This window comes from Pseudomonas sp. JL23 (assembly GCF_056933585.1).
The window spans coordinates 5,971,263-5,990,551 of the sequence record NZ_CM167795.1 but is presented as its reverse complement, the minus strand read 5'-3'; the positions used below and the strand labels follow the sequence as shown (position 1 = coordinate 5,990,551).

Genomic DNA, 19,289 nt, shown 5'->3' with positions numbered 1-19,289 from the left:
TTCAGCGCCCTGCCTTAGTGATGCTCACGCGTCGCGCGGAAGCTCACGTCTTTCCAGCGTTCTTCCATCAGCGCCAGGTTGACCCGGGTTGGCGCCAGGTAGGTCAGGTGACCGCCGCCGTCCAGTGCCAGGTTTTCCACAGCCTTGTTTTCAAACTCTTCGAGCTTCTTTTTGTCCGCGCATTCGATCCAGCGGGCCGACCAGACGGTGATCGGCTCGTAGGCGCATTCGACCTTGTATTCTTCCTTCAGGCGGCTGGCGACCACATCGAACTGCAGCACACCGACGGCGCCGAGGATGATGTCGTTGCTGCGCTGCGGGAAGAACACCTGGGTGGCGCCTTCTTCGGCCAACTGCTGCAGGCCCTGTCGCAGTTGCTTGGACTTGAGCGGGTCTTTCAGGCGTACGCGGCGGAACAGTTCCGGGGCGAAGTGCGGGATGCCGGTGAAGCCCAGGGCTTCGCCTTCGCTGAAGGTGTCGCCGATCTGAATGGTGCCGTGGTTGTGCAGGCCGATGATGTCGCCGGCGTAGGCCTCTTCCAGTTGCTCGCGCTCGGAGGAGAAGAACGTCAGGGCGTCACCGATACGCACGTCCTTGCCCAAGCGTACGTGGCGCATTTTCATGCCCTTTTCGTAACGGCCCGAACAGATACGCATGAAGGCGATACGGTCGCGGTGCTTGGGGTCCATGTTCGCCTGAATCTTGAACACGAAGCCGCTGAATTTCTCTTCCACCGGCTCCACGGTGCGCTCGTTGGCGACCCGGGCCAAGGGTTTTGGTGCCCAGTTGACCACGGCGTCGAGGACGTGATCGACACCGAAGTTGCCCAGCGCTGTACCGAAGAACACCGGGGTCAATTGACCGTCGAGGAATTCCTGCTGGTTGAACTCGTGGCAGGCACCCTGCACCAGTTCCAGCTGTTCGATGAAACGGTCGTACTCGTCGCCCAGGTGGGCGCGGGCTTCGTCCGAGTCCAGTTTCTCGATGATCTTGACGTCGGTGCGCTCATGACCGTGACCGGCGGTGTAGACGATGATGTAGTCGTCGGCCAGGTGGTAGACACCCTTGAAGTCGCGGTAGCAGCCAATCGGCCAGGTGATCGGCGCCGCCTTGATCTTGAGGACCGCTTCGATTTCATCCAGCAGCTCGATGGGGTCGCGGATATCGCGGTCGAGTTTGTTGATGAAGCTGACGATGGGCGTGTCGCGCAGGCGGCAGACGTCCATCAGGGCGATGGTGCGTGGCTCTACACCCTTACCGCCGTCGAGGACCATCAGCGCCGAGTCAACCGCCGTCAGGGTGCGGTAGGTGTCTTCTGAGAAGTCTTCGTGGCCCGGGGTGTCGAGCAGGTTGATCATGTGATCGCGATACGGGAACTGCATGACCGAGGTGGTGATGGAGATGCCGCGTTGCTTCTCCATTTCCATCCAGTCGGACGTCGCATGGCGATCGGACTTGCGTGATTTCACCGTACCAGCAACGGCAATGGCCTTACCCATCAACAGCAACTTTTCAGTGATGGTGGTTTTACCCGCATCCGGGTGAGAAATGATGGCGAAGGTGCGGCGTTTCGCGACTTCGGCGGCCTGTTGGGTCATGGGAAATCGCCTGGCAGGTGAGTCAAAAAAGGGCAGCGATTATAGCCTAAGTCAAGGCAATAACCGAACCGTTCAGTCGATTAGGGGTGGCAATTTGCTGCTTCAGATGGGAACCTTTTAAAACGTGGAGACGTCCATTCCCCTGCAACACGCACCGTCAGGGTCTGCAATATCAGCAAGTTAGCTTGACGAAGCTGCGCTCATGGCTTGTGTTTTCGCCGAGGTAAAAACCTCAACGGCGACCCACCCGCTGCTCTTCGCGAACGCTGTGACAGACCATCCGCAAGGGTTGGCCCTGGCATCCGTTCGCCGACTGAAATAAGGAGTCCGCCCGTGGCTAATCGCTATGGCAAGGGGCTGTTGGGAGGTACGGTGACTATCGTACTCCTGGCCCTGCTGGTCCATTGGATCGGCATCGATACAATCAGGCAGTATCAGGATGATCTGCTGTTTTACCTGCAAGCACACGTGATACTGGTTCTGGTGTCCATGTGCGCCGCCCTTGTGGTGGGCATCCCGGCGGGCATCGCCCTGAGCCGCCCGCAGCGCATCGGCAGCGCCGAACGCTTCATGCAGATCTTCAACGTCGGTAACACCGTGCCGCCTCTCGCGGTTCTGGCCATCGCCCTGGGTATCCTCGGCATCGGCAGTGGTCCGGCCATCTTCGCCCTGTTCCTCGCCTCGCTGCTGCCCATCGTGCGCAACACCTTCGAAGGCCTGAAGAACGTACAGGGTTCGCTCAAGGAAGCCGCCACCGGCATCGGCATGACCCCGCGCCAGGTGCTCTGGCAGGTGGAATTGCCCAATGCCGTGCCGATCATTGTCGGCGGTGTGCGGGTTGCCCTGGCGATCAACGTCGGCACCGCGCCACTGGTGTTCCTGATCGGCGCCAACAGCCTTGGCAGCCTGATCTTCCCCGGCATTGCCTTGAACAATCAGCCACAGCTGATCCTGGGCGCAGCCTGTACGGCGCTGCTGGCGCTGTTGCTCGACGGCCTGGTGACCCTCGCCAGTCGTATCTGGCTGGAACGTGGCCTGGCTCGCTGAGCCCGCCGAGAGAAGGAAACAACTCATGAAAAAGACAGGCTTGTTTTTAGCCTTTGCCTTGCTGTTCGCCGGATTTGCCCAGGCGGCGGATAAACCGCTGTTGCGCATCGGTGCCCGGGTGTTCACCGAGCAGACCTTGCTCGCCGAACTGACCGCGCAATACCTGCGCACCAAGAACTATGACGTGCAGATCACCGGCGGCCTGGGCAGTACCCTGGCCCGCAGCGCCCAGGAAACCGGGCAGCTGGATCTGGTCTGGGAATACACCGGTGTCTCGCTGGTGTCCTACAACCATATCGATGAGAAACTCGACAGCCAGCAGACCTACGACCGGGTCAAGGAGCTGGACGCGAAGAAGGGGCTGGCCTGGTTGTCGCCGTCCAAGTTCAACAACACCTACGCCCTGGCCCTGCCGCAGAAGATCGCCGATCAGTACCCGCAGATCAACACCATGTCGGACCTGAGCCAGGTGCTCAAGGACGAGGCCAAGGAAGGTCACATCGTCGCCCTCGACACCGAGTTCGCCAACCGTTCCGACGGCCTGGTGGGCATGGTCAAGCACTACGACATGAATCTGGGCCGCGAGAACACCCGGCAGATGGATGCCGGGCTGGTCTACACCGCATTGCGCAACGGCCAGGTGTTCGCCGGGCTGGTCTACACCACCGACGGGCGCCTGAATGCCTTCCGCCTGAAAGTGTTGCAGGACGACAAGCATTACTTCCCGGACTACACCGCCGCGCCGGTGATTCGCCAGGCGTATCTGGATCAGCACCCGGACCTCACCGCGCTGCTCAAGCCCCTGGCCGACCTGCTGGATAACGCCACCATGCGCGAGCTCAATGCCCGGGTCGATGTCGATCACGACAGCCCATCCACCGTTGCCGCCGATTTCCTGCGCGCGCATCCACTGAACTGAACAGGAGAAGATCATGAGCTTTCTTAACGCCTTCTCCCATCTGGACTGGGCCCAGGTCCTGCACCTGACCTGGCAGCACATCACCCTGGTCGGCATCGCTGTGACGTTGGCGATTGTCATCGGCGTGCCTCTTGGCATTCTGATGACCCGCTTCCCGAGCCTGGCCGGTCCCCTGCAAGCCAGCGCCACCGTATTGCTGACCGTGCCGTCGATTGCCCTGTTCGGCCTGCTGCTGCCGTTCTACTCCAAGTTCGGCCAAGGCCTGGGGCCGATGCCGGCCATCACCGCCGTGTTTCTTTATTCACTGCTGCCGATCATGCGCAACACCTACCTGGCCCTGACCAGCGTCGAACCGGGTATCCGTGAAGCCGCCAAGGGCATCGGCATGACCTTCGGCCAGCGCCTGCGCATGGTCGAGCTGCCCATCGCCGTGCCGGTGATCCTCGCCGGTGTACGCACCGCCGTGGTGATGAATATCGGTGTCATGACCATCGCCGCCACCATCGGCGCCGGTGGCCTGGGCGTCCTTATTCTCGCTTCCATCAGCCGCAGCGACATGTCGATGCTGATCGTCGGCGCCTTGCTGGTCAGCCTCCTGGCCATCTTCGCCGACCTGCTTCTGCAATGGCTGCAACGCACGCTGACTCCAAAAGGATTACTGAAATGATCGAACTCCAGAACCTGAGCAAAACATTCCAGAGCAATGGCAAAGCAGTCAAAGCCGTTGACTCCGTCAGCCTGACCGTCAATGAAGGCGAGATCTGTGTGTTCCTCGGCCCGTCGGGCTGCGGCAAGAGCACCACGCTGAAAATGATCAACCGCCTGATCATGCCGACCTCCGGCAAGGTGCTGATCAATGGCGAAGACACCACGGGCCTGGATGAAGTGACCCTGCGTCGCAATATCGGCTATGTGATTCAGCAGATCGGCCTGTTCCCGAACATGACCATCGAAGAAAACATCACCGTGGTGCCGCGCTTGCTCGGCTGGGACAAGCAGAAATGCCACGACCGCGCGCGCGAGCTGATGAGCATGATCAAACTTGAGCCCAAGCAATATCTGCATCGCTATCCCCGTGAACTGTCCGGTGGTCAGCAGCAGCGTATCGGCGTGATCCGTGCCCTGGCTGCCGATGCGCCGGTCTTGCTGATGGATGAACCCTTCGGCGCAGTCGATCCGATCAACCGCGAGATGATCCAGAACGAGTTCTTCGAGATGCAGCGGGCGCTGAACAAGACCGTGATCATGGTCAGCCACGATATCGACGAAGCCATCAAACTGGGCGACAAGATCGCCATCTTCCGTGCGGGCAAGCTGTTGCAGATCGATCATCCGGACACGCTGCTGGCGCACCCGGCCGATGAGTTCGTCTCCAACTTCGTCGGTCAGGACAGCACCCTCAAGCGCCTGCTGCTGGTCAAGGCCGAAGACGCGGCCGACAACGCCCCCTCGGTCAGCCCGGAAACCCCGGTGGCCGACGCCCTGGAAGTCATGGACGAAAACGACCGCCGCTATGTCGTGGTCACCGATGGCGAGAACAAGGCCATGGGCTACGTACGCCGCCGCGACCTGCACCGCCAGACCGGCACCTGCGTACAGTTCCTCCGTGAATTCAACGCCACCGCCGCCTACGACGAACACCTGCGCATCCTGCTGTCGCGCATGTACGAGTTCAACCGCTCGTGGTTGCCGGTGATGGACGCCGAGCGGGTGTTCCTCGGTGAAGTGACTCAGGAGTCGATTGCCGCTTACCTGAGTTCCGGGCGTTCGCGGGGGATGAAGACCAGTATCGTGTCGCCGGCTGAGGTGGCCTGACGCAAGCCCATTGCCGCACCACGATGATGTGGCGCGGCAACGTGTTTTCAGAAGGCGTTGCACCCGGCCTTGAGCGCCTCATCCTGGGTTACATAAGGGCGGAAAGGTTCCAGGTTCCAAACAGGCTTTTCGCGGGTGCTGATGGGTTTTCCGTTGGTATCGGTGCCGGTCCAGGCCAGATGGCAGACAAACTGCCGGAGCATGCTGCCGTTATCCGGCGTCCAGCGTGAGTCGCTGCCGTATTTGTTGAACAGCTCGGCATAGGCGGCTTCGGTCTGGGCGGGGGTGAGTTTGCGGCCGCAGTCGGTTGGTTTCACTGCGAGAGTCCAGGCATTCTTTTTGATGCCTGGATCGTAGCGCTCCGTCCATGTGGCATCAGCGATATAGCTGGTGCAGGGGTTGTCCGCCTTGGGCTCGGGGACGCTCTGGTCCGCCGGATTGTAAGTGAAGCGGGCGTTCTGTGCCGAGGTGCGCGGCAGGTCGGCCTTGATCACGGGCAGCCATATAGCTTTACCTTTGGCAGCGGTGGCTTTGTAGTATTTCTGCTGATCGGCCCTGGCACCGGCCAGGCCCTTGGCGTCGGTATAGATGAAGGCCATGATCGGCAGGTTGGCATCCAGGTTCTGTGGCCAGGTTTCCACCCGTACCTCGGTCTGGGTCTCCATGGACTCGTCCTTGATCATCTGCCGGGCGCGAATGCCTTGATAAAAAGCGTAAGCGTCGTCCGGGCGGTTCCTGATCTCAAAGCCACACTGGCGTTCATGGTTGTTGCGCTGGCTGCGGTAGTCCTTGAGCCACTCTTCGGCGGTCTTGATGTTGGCGTCCTGGCAGATCTTTTCCACACGATCCGTCGTGCGTGAATTGTCGGCGCAACCGGCGTCGGTCCTGAAGTCGGTCCAGGCATCAATCGGGTAAAAACACAGGACATTGGTCTTGCGTTGGCCTGGTTCGATAAAGTCATTGGGCTTCAGAACAAAGCCATTGGAGTACCCTAAACCCAGATCCTGATATTCCGAATCCTTGCGCAAGTAAGACATAGAGACGCCACCACTTTCTTGTGAGGCCGGGCTGGGGTTCCATGCATTGAATTTATCGGAGTTTTTCGTGCCCCTGAGCAGCAGGCCAGAGCACACGAAGGCCGGTCGGCCGACGCCGCAATCGTCAAGGGTGCGGTTGTAGTAATAGTTCATCAGGTGGGCGGTATCGGTCCCGACGCCGGCCCAAGCGATGCTGCTGGCGAGAAAAAGCGCGGGCAATGACAGCGACGCATGCAGGACTGTTCTTGTTCTAACGTCCATGACAAATACCTCGGTTCATATAAGCGAGTAGGTGTGTTTACGACGCGGGGAATGCGGATTTACGAGGAAATGCTATGGAGTCGGCAATCGCACTACCACTATCAGAACTGCTAGTAATCCAGTCCTTTTTGCAGTGAAAGCCGACCTTTTAATGACCATTTGATTGTCTGTGTCACTGCGCAGGGCAGCGTCGTCGTGGATCGATCAAAAGCACATCGCGCGGAACATCACGCTGTCATGTCGGTCGGTTACATAGGGGGGAGTGGGTGACTGGTTCCCCCACGGGTGAAAACAGGCAGAAAAGCGACATTTTTTGTTGATCTCGAGCCCTTCAGGTCCTAAAGTTCGCGCCGAACGTCCATGCTGGAAACGATCCATCCGGCTCAAGTACTGACGACGAGACAGCAAGGCCAAGGGCAGCGTCGCTCCCATGGCCTTTTTGCTTTCGGCGACATGCCTTGGGAAGTAGGCGAACCAAAGTGGGGATACGGAGGACGTTCGGTAGGGTCTGTCAGTGACGACGGGCCCTCGCACCCATTTATTCATTTGTTTGCCATTGGAGTCCCTGAGCATGCCGATCAAGGTTGAAGACTATTTCGAAAAAAACACCTTCGATAAAATGAAGGCGTTCGCCGACAAGCAGGAAACCCCGTTTGTCGTGATCGACACCCAGATGATCAGCCAGGCCTACGACGACCTGCGCGCAGGCTTCGAATTCGCCAAGGTCTACTACGCGGTCAAGGCCAACCCGGCTGTCGAGATCATCGACCTGCTGAACAAAAAGGGTTCGAGCTTCGACATCGCGTCCATCTACGAGCTGGACAAGGTCTTGAACCAGGGCGTCAGCGCCGACCGTATCAGCTACGGCAACACCATCAAGAAATCCAAGGATATCCGCTACTTCTACGACAAGGGCGTACGTCTGTACTCCACCGACTCGGAAGCCGACCTGCGCAACATCGCCAAGGCCGCACCGGGTTCGAAAGTCTATGTGCGGATCCTCACCGAAGGCTCGACCACCGCTGACTGGCCTCTGTCGCGCAAATTCGGTTGCCAGACCGACATGGCCATGGACCTGCTGATCCTCGCCCGTGACCTGGGCCTGGTGCCTTACGGCGTGTCCTTTCACGTTGGTTCGCAACAGCGCGACATCAGCGTCTGGGACGCCGCCATCGCCAAGGTCAAGGTGATCTTCGAACGCCTGAAAGAAGAAGACGGCATCGTACTCAAGCTGATCAACATGGGTGGCGGTTTCCCGGCCAACTACATCACCCGTACCAACAGCCTGGAAACCTACGCTGAAGAAATCATCCGCTTCCTTAAGGAAGACTTCGGTGACGACCTGCCGGAAATCATCCTGGAGCCGGGCCGTTCGCTGATCGCCAACGCCGGTATCCTGGTCAGCGAAGTGGTGCTGGTTGCGCGTAAATCCCGTACCGCCGTCGAGCGTTGGGTGTACACGGATGTGGGCAAGTTCTCCGGCCTGATCGAAACCATGGACGAAGCCATCAAGTTTCCGATCTGGACCGAGAAGAAAGGCGAGATGGAAGAAGTGGTCATCGCCGGTCCTACCTGCGACAGCGCCGACATCATGTACGAAAACTACAAGTACGGCCTGCCCCTGAACCTGGCCATTGGTGACCGCCTGTACTGGCTGTCCACCGGTGCCTACACCACCAGTTACAGCGCCGTAGAGTTCAATGGTTTCCCACCGCTGAAGTCCTATTACGTGTAATGCCGTAACCCGATACGAAAAAACCCATGAGCGATCATGGGTTTTTTTATGGCCGTGGCGGTGGCGAAAACCTATGGTCGTCAACATGTCATTGTTTGGTGGTGGGGTGGCTTATTGATTTAGGCGGCGCTTTAGTAGGTTGTTTTGGATCCGTAAAATAAAAAGGGATACTTGCAGGAAAATCATTGGCGCTTGTTGTCGTATTCCTACAATTCAGGTCGGTGGTCGGGCCTGTTTAATCGTTAAATCCTTTGCTAGTTTTTAAAGCGCCACTTTACTGAAGGTGGCAATTTAAACAATAAGGATATTAATGATGAGTATGATGGATCCGAACCCTGATCTCCCCGAAGTTCGTGGATTCGATGAGGTCAGTGAGGCCACTAAAAATTATCTCGATGTGTTGAGCGGTAAAGACTCCGAGTCCCAGCGCGATCCGGGATTATTGATCACCAACGAAGATGTAAGGCGTATTCGTCGCTATGTAAAAACCGGCCTCGAATTGCCGACGGAGCTCGATGAAGTCCGACAACTACTGAATAACCAGAGCAGTAATATCAAGGGCGTCGAGGCCGAGGATATTCAAACGCTCTATAAAACTATCAATACCCACGCGAGAAGCTGGGGGCCAATTGAGTCCGATATGAAAGAGGTCGGCAGCGACCTTCATGTGTTTGCCGGTAACCTGATCACCACTGGCCGGGAAATGACCCAGTTCATAACCAGCCTCGAGTCTTACCAACAACGACAGGTGGGTGATCTGACGCCGGAGGAGATTGACGCCCTGCCGCCAGTGGAAATGCTCCCGGAGGACCGCCAGAAACTCCCGGCGCTGTTGAGCCTGGTCGATGAACTTAAAGGCTATGTTCAGGAACACAGAGGCAGTACCCGGCGAGTAAAAACCAGCGTTACCACCTTCAAAGACATGTTGAAAAACGATATTGCGCCGAGTGTTAATCTGAAGATGCAGCTGCTCGCCAGCGAAAATACCAATGAGGTAATTAAGCAAATTAATAGAGATATTGTTTTGCTGAATGAGCGTATCCAGCAGAAATTCACAGAATATAAAAAATATTCAGAACTCAATTTGATGGGTGTCCCGCTGGGGGGGTTAGGTCAGAAATTTACATATTCAATTTGGGGGTCGAAGGCCGTCCAGGCATATCAGGAGCACATCAGTCTGCAGACGCAAAAGCTCCAGTTTGAACAACAGATTGAGCAGGTCAACCGTCTTTCGGCAGCATTGTTGAAGCTTGAGACTATCTTCCAGGATTTACAGATCAGAATGGAAGGTGCGGCGAGTAGCGTATCCAATCTAGAAAGTTTGTGGGTGCTTTTGGATGAGCTGGTCAATTCGTCTTATCGCCGCTTTGACGGTATCGACAACGCGATGTATCTGGTGAGCTTTGTTTCCCGCTTCAAGACCGTGATTGCCAATTGGGAAGATATCAAGAAACAGTCTTGGGATCTGCTCACTGCTTTCAATAATGCGCTAGATGAACCTGTCGCCTGATGGGCGTCGTGTTAAGTCTTTTAATAGAGTGAACCAAACCGATGAATATTCATGTACTGGATACACCCTTTCAATTACCACGCCCTGATATCGATATCGTCAATGACAGTCGGCAGGAGTTCATTCATCAGGCGGGAGCGCTGAGCGATATTTATCTGCCTGTACTCAAAGAGAAATTGTTGGACCTGCAAAAAGAGTTCGGTGGTGTCGATAAGCAGGCGCTCAATGTATTGACCCTGATCCCGTCCATGCTGGAAAACGGTGGATTGAAGGACTTGCAGCAAGCGATTGTCGCGTTGCGTGGCAAAGAGCCCGACGAAAAAGTGACACAAGCCATTGCCGGTCTGAGTGCCGACTTGAGTGAGCAGATTGCCCAGGGGCTGCTTGATATCCGCAAACACGCTCGTGACTTTGACGACAGCCTGCTCAACCTCAAGGCTGTGAGCCTGGATGAAGCCAAGTTCGCGATGCTACGTTTGCAGACTGAGGTCGACGAATTGAAGGACTCGCTGACCGATCAGGAAAAACCCCTTGCCGATCTGGAGGAGCGGGAGGCTCAGGTAAATAAACTGATCGCAGATGTCGAGTCGATCAGCTTTCTGGATCGACTCAAACCCTTGATAAGCTCTCTGGAAAAACTGGCGGAAATCGATCCCAAGAATCCCTTGATCGGCTCCGTGAGGGCGGGGCTTGAGGCGTTCAAGAATATCCTTGACCTGGCCAGCGATGAAATCAAATACTTTGATTTGATCAGCTTACGCAAGACCGTACAGGAGCAGTTGGATAGCCTGCGTTCCAGGCTCAGCGATATGCGTGAGCGCCAGAATGCGGCAGCTAAAAAGCTCAGCCAGCTGCAGGCTGTCCTGGATCTCGACGTACCCCGGAAACTATACGTGACCGAGCTTGGCAAGCTGCTGGAAGCCCTGAACCGCTTTATTGAGCATAACGACGTGGCTGGCGAGGAGATCGTTGAATATGCCTCGCAATTCATCAATCACTCGCAAGTGCTGGTCAGTTACTTGAACGAGTTGCGCCGCGAATGGCGCAGTTGAAATCAGCTGTCTGACGCTTGGGGGTGAAGATCGGTCTGCAATTTCCGCAGTTCCATAGTGTCGGACTCATCCCCCAGCTCAACCGCGCGTTGGTGATAATCCATCGCCAACGCGCGTAGCTCCAACTGATTGGCCTGCAACAGGGTCTTGCGGCTGACCCTGAGGAAATTCAGATTCCCGCCCGCCAGTGCGGTCTTGAGCCAGGCCACGGCCTGTTCAATATGGCCCTGATCAGCCAGCACGGCGGCGTAACTGAATTGCCCGCGAAAGTCCCCGGCCTCGGCTGAGCGGCGATACCACTCGTAGGCGGCGGGCAGGTCGGCCTGGCAGCAATAACCTTCTTCGAGATAACGCCCCAGCAGGTTCATGGACTTGGCGTGGCCCATGTTGGCCGCCTGGCGGTAGCAGTTAAGGGCGCGGCGTGGGTCTTGTTGAATACCGCGGCCGGTGGACAGCAGATTGCCCAGGTTATACAGACCCCAGTCCAGGCCGTGTTCGGCGGCGATCAGATAATGCCCCGCGGCTTTGGCGGCATCCGGTTCGCAGCCCCAGCCATGCTCATGACAGCGCCCCAGCATATTGCGCGCCATGCTGTGGCCTCTTTGCGCGGCAATGGTGAACCATTGCAGGGCCAGCACCGGGTCTTGTTCGATACCGTTACCGTCGAGCAGGATCTGCCCCAGCAGCGCCTGAGCGTCGACGATGTTCTCCCGGGCCGCGATCAGGATCGCCTGGGCGGCGCGGGCGGGGTTTTCCTCCAGCATCCGGGCCAATTGCTCGCCATCGAGGCGCTCTTCGCGTTGCAGGTTCCAGTTCAAGAATCAGACCTCGACCCAGCGGCGCAGCAGGTTGTGGTAGGTGCCCGTCAACTGGATCAGCGAAGGGTGATCGGGTACGTCCATGGTCAGTTTCTGAATGGCGTTGTCCATCTCGAACAGCAGCGCGCGCTGGCTGTCTTCGCGCACCAGGCTCTGGGTCCAGAAGAACGAGGCAATGCGCGCGCCGCGGGTCACCGGGGTGACCTTGTGCAGGCTGGTGCTCGGGTAGAGCACCATGTCTCCGGCGGGCAGCTTGACCCGTTGCACGCCGTAAGTGTCCTGGATTTCCAGTTCGCCACCGTCGTAGTCATCCGGGTCGCTGAAGAACACCGTGGTCGAGACGTCCGTGCGTACCCGCTCCGGGCTGCCCTTGACGTAACGCACGGCGTTGTCGATGTGGTAATCGAAGCTGCCGCCGCCGGTGTAGCAGTTGAACAGCGGCGGGAAAATCTTGCGCGGCAGGGCGGCCGACATGAACAGCGGGTTGCTCCACAGGCGTTCGACAATCGCTGCGCCAATCTCCCTGGCCAAGGGGTGATCTTCCGGCAGCTGCAGGTTGTGCTTGGCCTTGGCCGACTGATAGCCGGCCGTGACCTTGCCATCGGCCCACTCCGCCTGCTCCAGCGCCTGGCGGATACGCAACACTTCATCACGATTAAACAAGCCAGGGACGTGTAGCAGCATGGTGGTGGGACTCGGTCGTTAAGCAGAAGAGGTAGCGAATGGTAGTGATTCTTATTGTCTGTGTAAAACCCGTAACGATGACCAACATCAATGGCCGTTAAAATTTCGTCAATCGAGAATGTAAAGAACGTAAATTTTTCCCAAATAGCAATGTATCTCAATTGTTACTCAGATTCGTTTCCCCTATATTCCGCCGCCTTAACTCCTTGGGGAAGGAACCAACCATGTCGCGCGAACACTTGTTCTCAGCACCTTATTCACCGCGTTCGATTGCCTCGGCAATCGGCGTGGCTGTAGCCGCAATGTCCGCAGGGCATATGGCTCAGGCCGCCGAAACCGGTGAAGACAAAGCCATCAGCCTGGGGGCCACCAGCATCACGGGTGAGCAAGACGCTACTTACAAGACCGACGAGTCGGCCTCGAAAAAGTACACCGCGCCACTGCGCGAAACGCCCAAAAGCGTGACCGTCATCCCGCAGCAGGTTATCCGCGACACCGCCGCCACCAGCCTGGTCGATGCCTTGCGCACTACACCGGGTATTACCTTCGGTGCAGGCGAGGGCGGTAACCCGAACGCTGACCGGCCGATCATTCGTGGTTTCAATGCCGAGAGCGACGTGTTCATCGATGGCATGCGTGATGTCGCTGCGCAAAGTCGCGAGATCTTCAACATTGAGTCGGTGGAAATCAGCAAGGGTCCGGGCTCGGCCTTTACCGGTGCTGGTTCCACGGGCGGCAGCCTGAACCTGATTACCAAGCAAGCGCACCTGGGCAATGCCTACAACGGTGGCTACACCTTCGGTTCCGACCAGACCCAGCGCTACACCCTGGACGTCAATCAGCAGATGACTGATAGCTCGGCCGTGCGCCTGAATCTGATGAAGCACGATGCCAACGTGGCCGGGCGTAATGACGTCGATGTCAGCCGTTGGGGCTTCGCGCCGTCGTTCGCGTTTGGTCTGGGCACTGACACCCGCGTGAAGGTCGACTATTACCACCTGGAAACCGACGATATGCCCGACTACGGCATTCCGCTGGCTTACAGCGGTACGGCGCGCAGTAAGTACAACGTCGACAAGCCGGTCGACGTCAACAAGAACAACTTCTATGGCCTGACCGACCGCGACTACCGCAAGAGCAAGAACGACAGCGGCACCCTGCGTATCGAGCATGACCTGAACGATGCCGTCACGGTTTCCAACAGCTTGCGTATGTCGCGTTCGACCCTGGACTACATCGTTACCAACCCTGATGACAGCCGCGGCAACGTTAACAGCGGCACGGTTTCGCGTTCGGCCAAGAGCCGTAACTCGACGTCCAGCGGTTTCGTCAACCAGACCGACCTGAGTGCCAAGTTCGATACCGGCTTTATCAACCACAGCCTCAATACCGGCGTGGAGTTCAGCTATCAGGACACCCATAACCGCGCCTACAACGTGCTGACTGCAACGGGTGGCACCATCGGTACGGTCTGTACAGCGGCGGTCATCCGCTCCGGTGATTGCACCAGCCTGTACGACCCGACGCCCAAAGACGCGTGGAACGGCCAGATCACTGACAGCGCGGCCTATACCGATACCGACACCAAGACCTCTGCGGCCTATGTGTTCGATACGCTGAAGTTCAACGAGCAGTGGTCCCTGAACCTGGGCCTGCGCTACGACAACTACGATGTGCGCTCCAGCGGTTACGCCACGGCCGGTCGCGGTACGGTGGCGGGCAACTTCGATCGCCAGAAGACCAGTAACCTGTGGAACTACCAGGTCGGTGTGGTCTACAAACCACTGCCTAATGGCAGCGTGTATGCGGCCTGGTCGACCTCGAGCAACCCGTCGGGTGAAACCAGTGGTAACGGTGGCCAGGAAGTCACTGCGGCCAACGGCGATCTCGATCCGGAAAAGAACCGCAACTACGAGCTGGGCACCAAATGGGACTTCTTCGGTGATGACCTGTCCCTGACCGCCGCGCTGTTCCGCACCGAAAAAACCAACGCCCGTATCACCGATCCGGACAACAGTACCTATCAGGTACTGGACGGCGAGCAACGCGTTGACGGCTTCGAGTTCACTTACACCGGCAAGCTCACCAGCAAGTGGAAGGTCTACGGTGGCTACACCTATATGGAAAGCGAACTGGTCAAGACCACGCTGGCAGCGGACAAGGGCAATCACATGCCAAGCACCCCGCGTAACAACTTCAACCTGTGGTCCACCTACGAGCTGATTCCGAAGCTGACCATCGGTGCCGGTGCCACCTTCGTCGACTCACGTTTCGGCAACGAAGCCAACTCCATCGAGGTGCCGTCCTACTGGCGCTACGACGCGATGGCCAGCTATGCCCTGACCAAGAACATCGACCTGCAACTGAACGTGCAGAACCTGACCGACAAGCGTTATTTCGACCAGGTATTCCAGACCCACTACGCCCACGTAGCGGCGGGCCGTACCGCGTTGATGAGCGCCAGCTTCCACTTCTAGATTGAAGTAGCGGTTAAAGCCCTGCTTGCCTTCGGGTGAGCGGGGCTTTTGTTTGTATACACCTATGGCGGTGTTGTGGGACCGGCTTTAGCCGGGAAGAGGCCAAGACAATCGACACATCTCTATCGTCTGCCAATACGTCTTCCCGGCTAAAGCCGGTCCCACCGAATCCTGGACGCGTTGTAAATAATTGATACAAATCGATAACGCTAATGAGAATGCATTCCGTTCAGTTCATACTATGCGGCATGGCTGATGAGTGGGGTAATCCAGGGTGTTGAAGAAAGTTTTGTTTCAAGTGCATTGGTTCTTCGGAATCACGGCCGGGTTAGTCCTGGCCTTGATGGGGATTACCGGTGCGCTGTATTCGTTTGAAGACGAAGTCACCGAGTTACTGAACCCGAGCGTTGTGCTGGTTCAGCCGCAGAGCGTGCAGATGACGCCTGCTGCGCTGGCGAGCAAGATCGAGGCAGATACCGGCAAGAAGATCTCGATGTTCCGCATCGAAGTCGATGGTAACCGTGCCGCTCAGGTTTACTACACGCCGCCGCCGGGCGAACGCCGCGGCATGATGCAGTACTTCAACCCTTATACCGGCGACATCACCGGCACCACCGGCAGCGACCAGGTCTTCGGCTTTATCCTGACCCTGCACCGCTTCCTCGCCGCCGGCGAAACGGGCAAGCAAATCACCGCCGCCTGCACCTTGATCCTGGTGTTCTTCTGTTTGTCCGGACTGTATCTGCGCTGGCCGCGCCAAGCCCTCAACTGGCGGGTGTGGCTGACCCTGGATTGGGCCAAGAAGGGCCGCAGCTTCAACTGGGACCTGCACTCGGTGTTCGGCACCTGGTGCCTGATCGTTTACCTGCTGCTGGCCATCACTGGGTTGAATTGGTCCTACCAGTGGTTCAATGAAGGCCTGACCCGTTTGATCGGTGACTCGGCCAGCCTTGAGCAACGCAAAGCGGGCGGTGGCGGTGGGCAGCAGCGTCCGGGCGGCGGCCGTGGTGGGCAGGAACAGGCCCCGCCAGCAGTGCCGACCATCGATTACGGGGCGATCTGGGACAGCATTCAAAAGACTGCCGGGCCGGATCTGCGCAGCTATAACCTGCGCCTGCCAAACGCTGCCGGGCAACCGGCGACGGTGTTCTATCTGCTGAAAACCGCACCCCATGAGCGCGCCCTGAATCAGATGAGTCTTGATCCGGCCACGGGCAAGGTCTTCAACGTGGCCCGCTATGCCGAGAAGGGGGCCGGCAGCCAGTTGCTGGCCAGTAACTACGCGTTACACGTCGGCAGTTACTTTGGCCTGACCGGTCGCCTGATCATCACCTTTGCCGCGCTGTTGATGCCGCTGTTCTTTATTACCGGCTGGCTGCTGTATCTGGATCGTCGGCGCAAGAAGCGCCAGGTCAAGGCGGCGCGCGGGGCGTTGGCTCCAGTGGCGGGTAGCACCGGTGAAGGCGCGCCATGGCTGATCGGCTTTGCCAGCCAGAGCGGTTTCGCCGAGCAACTGGCCTGGCAGGCCGCCGGGCAACTGCAGACCGCCGGTTGGCCGGTGCAGGTGCAGCGCCTGGCCGATGTCACCGAGCAGGACCTCAAGCAGCGGCAGAATGCGCTGTTTGTGGTCAGCACTTTCGGTGACGGCGAGGCGCCGGACAGCGCCCGCGGTTTCGAGCGCAAGGTGCTCGGTCAGCCCCTGGCCCTGGAAAATCTCAACTACGCGGTACTGGGCCTGGGCGACCGTCAGTATGCGGATTTCTGCGGCTTTGCCCGACGCCTGAATGGCTGGCTCAACGAGCGCGGCGGCAACAGGCTGTTCGCCCCGGTTGAGGTGGACAGCGGCGATGCCACGACCTTGCAACATTGGCAACAGCAACTGGGGCAACTGACCGGTACGCAACCGACCACCACCTGGCAGGCCCCGGCGTTCGACAACTGGACCCTGGGCAAGCGTCAGCTCCTTAATCCGGGCAGCAGCGGTTCGCAAGTGTTCCTGCTGAATCTGGAACCGCCCGCCGGGCAAACCTGGCAGGCCGGTGATCTGGTAGAAGTCATGCCGCGCAATAGGCAGGCGGCAGTGGCGCAGTTCATCAGCGGCCTGGGCATCGCTGCCGACACTTCGGTGAAGGTAGACGGTTTGCAGGAGAGCATCAGTCAGGCTCTGGAAAGTCGTCAGTTGCCGATGCATCGCGCTCATCTGGTTGGCTTGCATGCTCAGGCGCTGATCGATGCGCTGGTGCCGATTGCCGTGCGCGAATATTCCATCGCTTCGATTCCGGCCGATGGCTCGCTGCAACTGATCGTGCGTCAGGAGCTGCACGCCGACGGCAGTCTCGGGCTTGGCTCTGGCTGGCTGACCGAGCATGTTGCACCGGGTGATTCGGTGAGCCTGCGCCTGCGCCGCAACAGCGCCTTCCATATGCCGCTCGAACCGGTGCCGCTGATCATGATCGGCAACGGCACGGGCCTGGCCGGATTGCGCAGCCTGCTCAAGGCCCGCATCGAGCAAGGGCACGCGCGTAACTGGCTGATTTTTGGCGAGCGCAATATCGCCCATGACTTCCACTGCGGCGAAGAGCTGCAAGGCGCGCTGGCCAGCGGTGGTCTGGCTCGCCTGGATCTGGCGTTCTCCCGTGATCAGGCCGAGAAAATCTACGTTCAGGATCGCCTGCGCGAAGCGGCGGACGAGCTGCGTGAGTGGCTGGCGCAAGGCGCGGCGATCTATATCTGCGGCAGTCTGCAGGGCATGGCGGCGGGGGTTGATCTGGCGTTGAGCGAGATACTCGGTGCCGAGGAACTGGAGAGGCTGGTTGAGCAGGGACGTTACAGAAGGGATGTCTACTGACAAAGCACGGTTTTGTGGCACCGGCTTTAGCCGGGAAAAGGTCGCTACATTCGAAACATATTCATCGCCTTGAATAGCGCCTTCCCGGCTGAAGCCGGTCCCACAATCCGCTCCTACAGGTTGAGCATATTCCCCTGCTAAAAAGGTGGTGTGTCGAACAGGCACACCACCTTTTTTATGTACGCAACTGTCAAAACTGACAGTAGATCCGCTCTGGAAAGCACCTTAGTTTGCCCGCGTTATCTCATCAAAAGCGGAAGGGCAGAGTGGATAAACTGGACAGGCTTGTTATCGATCACATCGACGTTGATGTAAGAGAACTAGTGCTCAGCCGTGGAACTATCAGTGAGCTTGATGCAGTCGATGCAATCGACTATCTGCTGATCTCCAGTCGGAGCAAGGACTATGACCCCGCTCAGGGCGGTTGGGTAGCGGAGCTATATGAGGCAGGTATTTCTGTCGTGGCGCTTGAGCGTGAACCTGCACTGGATCTGCGCCCATTGTTGCCTTGCTGGATTTCCAAAGAAATTATCCGGCAGCCCGGGCATTATTTTAAACGGCTCGTGGTATTTGAACCGATTGATCCCGCCGAGTCTGCGGCGAAGGACGTTTGGGTTGCCTTTCAGGCATTGCGATTGTTTGCCGGTGAAAGCGCGGGTGCCGATGCGGATATCCGGGTGGCTGCCCCGGTATTGAGTTCTTTCGCGGGAGAAGAAGACTTCTCGGTGATGCTGAGAATGATCTTCTTTGCCGCCGCCGGCCTGGCAGCACGAGGGCGCTGGGGGTACATCAATATCATCGTGCCTGATGAGCGCGCCGATCAGGCGAGAGTCGAGTTCGCCTCGCTCAAGAGCAGTTACTTGTCACCTCCCTTTGAGCCTGAACATATCAAGGCATTGGTTGCACCGATCAAGGCCCAATATGCGCATGCGCATTGGGTCGAGCGTTTGGCGCACGCGGCAGAGCTGGGTCTGACGGAGCGTCAGGCTATTGCCATTTATTACTACACTGTTCAATCCTACTTATTCGTTAACAGGGCACTGCGCCGGGAGGATGTCACGGATCCTGAGTTCGTGTTTTTCCAATCCTTCATAGAAGCATTGAGCTCGGGTTTGGCGACGTTGATTAATCATCCTTCCGGTACTCGAGTGTCGCGAAATATAGTTGCTTTTCCGGGCGTAGAGGATCTCTATAAGGTTTCCAATATTGTGCGAGAGGCTGCCTACACCAGTACTACCCTGAATGAGATGCCGGTTGTCCAAGACTATAAAATCATGCTGAAAGGGCAGATTGGTAAAAATATCGAAGTGCTGTCGCATTATCCTCAAGAAAGAGAAGTGTTGTTTGATCGCACAATGCTTCATTTGATAAGTCATATCGAAGAGGTGCATTGGGAACCGGCCCCAGGCATTCCAGCCTCATTCAGAGCAGTTACAACCGATGAAATGCTGGCCAATACTTCAAATATTCATTTCTCCTGTTTGTAAG

The 19,289-nt window shown here is 57.7% G+C and carries 14 protein-coding genes; 10 read left to right on the top strand and 4 right to left on the bottom strand.

Annotation, left to right across the window (positions count from 1 at the left end):
• Positions 1-14: 14 nt before the first annotated feature.
• A complete protein-coding gene (locus tag AC1Z24_RS27620; RefSeq protein WP_483743516.1) occupies positions 15-1,598 on the bottom strand; it encodes a peptide chain release factor 3 in 1,584 nt (527 codons plus the stop codon).
• Positions 1,599-1,931: 333 nt separating this feature from the next.
• On the opposite strand from AC1Z24_RS27620, the gene AC1Z24_RS27615 reads away from it, so the two are divergent.
• Genes AC1Z24_RS27615 through AC1Z24_RS27600 form a run of 4 tightly spaced genes read left to right on the top strand, consistent with a single transcriptional unit; the run spans position 1,932 to position 5,379 of the window.
• Positions 1,932-2,645, top strand: coding sequence for an ABC transporter permease (locus AC1Z24_RS27615; protein ID WP_259106414.1), 714 nt, complete (start codon positions 1,932-1,934; stop codon positions 2,643-2,645).
• Positions 2,646-2,670: 25 nt separating this feature from the next.
• On the top strand, positions 2,671-3,564 hold the full coding sequence (locus AC1Z24_RS27610; protein WP_483743515.1) for a glycine betaine ABC transporter substrate-binding protein: 894 nt from the start codon (positions 2,671-2,673) through the stop codon (positions 3,562-3,564).
• 13 nt (positions 3,565-3,577) lie between these two features.
• Positions 3,578-4,231: an ABC transporter permease gene (locus AC1Z24_RS27605; protein ID WP_259106418.1), complete on the top strand. Its 654-nt coding sequence runs from the start codon at positions 3,578-3,580 to the stop codon at positions 4,229-4,231.
• Positions 4,228-5,379 (top strand): osmoprotectant ABC transporter ATP-binding protein OsmV, encoded by a 1,152-nt coding sequence (locus AC1Z24_RS27600; RefSeq protein WP_483743514.1) that lies wholly within the window; start codon positions 4,228-4,230, stop codon positions 5,377-5,379. Before AC1Z24_RS27605 ends, AC1Z24_RS27600 begins: the two co-directional genes overlap by 4 nt.
• Positions 5,380-5,426: 47 nt before the next feature.
• Here AC1Z24_RS27600 and AC1Z24_RS27595 read toward each other — a convergent pair whose 3' ends face one another.
• Positions 5,427-6,677, bottom strand: a complete 1,251-nt coding sequence (locus AC1Z24_RS27595; protein WP_483743513.1) for a DUF2599 domain-containing protein — start codon at positions 6,675-6,677, stop codon at positions 5,427-5,429.
• A gap of 571 nt (positions 6,678-7,248) precedes the next feature.
• Between AC1Z24_RS27595 and AC1Z24_RS27590 the strand changes: the two genes are divergently transcribed.
• From AC1Z24_RS27590 to AC1Z24_RS27580, 3 genes are all read left to right on the top strand, one after another.
• Entirely contained in the window at positions 7,249-8,412 is a 1,164-nt protein-coding gene (locus AC1Z24_RS27590) for a type III PLP-dependent enzyme (RefSeq protein ID WP_483743512.1), read from the top strand.
• Positions 8,413-8,725: 313 nt separating this feature from the next.
• A complete protein-coding gene (locus AC1Z24_RS27585) occupies positions 8,726-9,922 on the top strand; it encodes an alpha-xenorhabdolysin family binary toxin subunit A (protein ID WP_483743511.1) in 1,197 nt (398 codons plus the stop codon).
• A gap of 41 nt (positions 9,923-9,963) precedes the next feature.
• On the top strand, positions 9,964-10,974 hold the full coding sequence (locus AC1Z24_RS27580) for an alpha-xenorhabdolysin family binary toxin subunit B (protein WP_483743510.1): 1,011 nt from the start codon (positions 9,964-9,966) through the stop codon (positions 10,972-10,974).
• Positions 10,975-10,976: 2 nt separating this feature from the next.
• Here AC1Z24_RS27580 and AC1Z24_RS27575 read toward each other — a convergent pair whose 3' ends face one another.
• Positions 10,977-11,792, bottom strand: a complete 816-nt coding sequence (locus AC1Z24_RS27575; RefSeq protein ID WP_483743509.1) for a tetratricopeptide repeat protein — start codon at positions 11,790-11,792, stop codon at positions 10,977-10,979.
• A gap of 3 nt (positions 11,793-11,795) precedes the next feature.
• Complete coding sequence (locus AC1Z24_RS27570) at positions 11,796-12,476, bottom strand: Fe2+-dependent dioxygenase (RefSeq protein ID WP_483743508.1); 681 nt, start codon at positions 12,474-12,476, stop codon at positions 11,796-11,798.
• 224 nt (positions 12,477-12,700) lie between these two features.
• Between AC1Z24_RS27570 and AC1Z24_RS27565 the strand changes: the two genes are divergently transcribed.
• The 3 genes from AC1Z24_RS27565 (at position 12,701) to AC1Z24_RS27555 (ending at position 19,288) form a co-directional block, all read left to right on the top strand.
• The gene (locus tag AC1Z24_RS27565; protein ID WP_483743507.1) at positions 12,701-14,953 is read left to right on the top strand and encodes a TonB-dependent receptor; all 2,253 of its coding nucleotides are present in this window, start codon (positions 12,701-12,703) and stop codon (positions 14,951-14,953) included.
• A 274-nt stretch (positions 14,954-15,227) separates the two neighbouring features.
• On the top strand, positions 15,228-17,801 hold the full coding sequence (locus tag AC1Z24_RS27560) for a PepSY domain-containing protein (protein ID WP_483743506.1): 2,574 nt from the start codon (positions 15,228-15,230) through the stop codon (positions 17,799-17,801).
• 266 nt (positions 17,802-18,067) lie between these two features.
• The gene (locus AC1Z24_RS27555) at positions 18,068-19,288 is read left to right on the top strand and encodes an ADP-ribosyltransferase domain-containing protein (RefSeq protein WP_483743505.1); all 1,221 of its coding nucleotides are present in this window, start codon (positions 18,068-18,070) and stop codon (positions 19,286-19,288) included.
• Position 19,289: the final 1 nt, after the last annotated feature.